We start from the raw sequence: 1,400 nt of genomic DNA, 5'->3' as shown, positions 1-1,400 counted from the left end.
CGTTGGGGCGCCTGTTGCTTGGTCCACTCACAGACCGGATGGGGTTCGTGCTTTCGACGATTCTATTCTCCGCCTTCTCAGCGATATGTACGTTCGCAGCAATCGCGGGTGGAGAGAGACTGGCGTTTCTCTTTGCCGTATCGGGTGCAGGTATTGCAATGATCTATCCGACCGTGATGGCGTTCATAGCAAGGAGATATCCGAAGGACAGTGATACAGCTATTACGTTCGTCGTCACGCTGATGGGCATAGGTAGTGTCATTGGCAACTATGTGATCGGCTGGGTAATCGAAGGGGTCAAGATAGTCTATGGCGCAACCACTGAGCTTGGCATACTGCGCGGACTTCAGGCGGGATATGGAGTTATCGGTCTATGCGCAGCCATCTGCGCGATCTCGGGAATCATTCTCTACGGATATCTGAAAAAGCGGCAGGAGCTTATATAAATCACCACCTTAGGGTTGTCCCATAAGTCATGAACTGACTGGGACGCCCTTTCTTTACGAGTTCCCCATTCAGTCAAAACAGCCCTTGTATGAACACATCCGAGCTGCTTTGGTTCATCATCAGTTCTTGCTCATTTTCCATTTCGAAGAGCTCATCGGGAGCACATTTGAACACCACTTTTGGATGACTGGCTGCTGCCAAATCGTCTGGAACCGGAACACGACCGAACCTTTTTGGTAAATACATAGCCTTCATTGGGTTGTCAACAGTACAACAGCTTTTTAAGAGCAATTCTCCTGTAGGAACTATTCAGCATAACATACAAACGTATAATATATTGATGCTTTACAACTTACGTTATATACTATTATAAAATTTATACACTGGGGGTAAGGTTAAAATGTCCATAGCTTCGGAGTTGAGCGGAACGAAGCACGATTCACTCAGCTTTTTACAAGGGGTTAAAGATTGTATTCCTACATTGCTCGGTTATGTATGTATTGGGTTTGCGGCAGGCATTGTGGGCGCTTCATCAGGGGTTAGCACCATGGAAATTGCCTTCATGTCGGCGCTTGTATACGCAGGAGCCTCCCAGTTTATCATGTGCTCGATGCTGGCTGCAGCCAGTCCTCCATCCGTTATTATTTTAACGACTTTCATTGTGAATGCTCGTCATCTGCTGTTAAGTGCGTCGCTGGCTCCTTACTTTTCTAAATATTCATTGTGGAAAAACATAGGCATCGGTGTTCTTTTGACGGACGAATCCTTTGGAGTAGCGTCGGATAAATTGGCTAAAGGCGGGCAGGTCAGTGACCGCTGGATGAACGGGCTTAATATTACAGCTTATCTCGCCTGGATTGCATCCTGTGTAGCGGGAGGGGTTCTCGGGAACTGGATTTCCCGGCCGGAGGCTTTTGGTCTGGACTTTGCCTTGCCAGCGATGTTTCTTGCCC

At 47.8% G+C, this 1,400-nt stretch carries 3 protein-coding genes; 2 read left to right on the top strand and 1 reads right to left on the bottom strand.

Annotated features, from left to right (window positions below; genetic code table 11):
- The coding region (locus tag GRP75_RS26965) for an MFS transporter (protein ID WP_160790890.1) at positions 1-446 on the top strand (446 nt) is incomplete at its 5' end.
- 73 nt (positions 447-519) lie between these two features.
- Here GRP75_RS26965 and GRP75_RS26960 read toward each other — a convergent pair.
- Positions 520-693: a hypothetical protein gene (locus GRP75_RS26960; protein WP_160790889.1), complete on the bottom strand. Its 174-nt coding sequence runs from the start codon at positions 691-693 to the stop codon at positions 520-522.
- A gap of 154 nt (positions 694-847) precedes the next feature.
- On the opposite strand from GRP75_RS26960, the gene GRP75_RS26955 reads away from it, so the two are divergent.
- Positions 848-1,400: AzlC family ABC transporter permease (locus tag GRP75_RS26955; RefSeq protein WP_160790888.1), on the top strand; the 553-nt coding region annotated here is incomplete at its 3' end.

This window comes from Paenibacillus sp. OT2-17, assembly GCF_009827695.1.
GTDB classification, from domain to species: domain Bacteria; phylum Bacillota; class Bacilli; order Paenibacillales; family Paenibacillaceae; genus Paenibacillus; species Paenibacillus polymyxa_B.
This window is presented reverse-complemented; position numbering and strand designations above follow the sequence as displayed.

Bases quoted from the DNA above. Each gene is read 5' to 3' on its own strand.
- GRP75_RS26960 (WP_160790889.1), bottom strand. From the start codon at position 693: ATGTATTTACCAAAAAGGTTCGGTCGTGTTCCGGTTCCAGACGATTTG.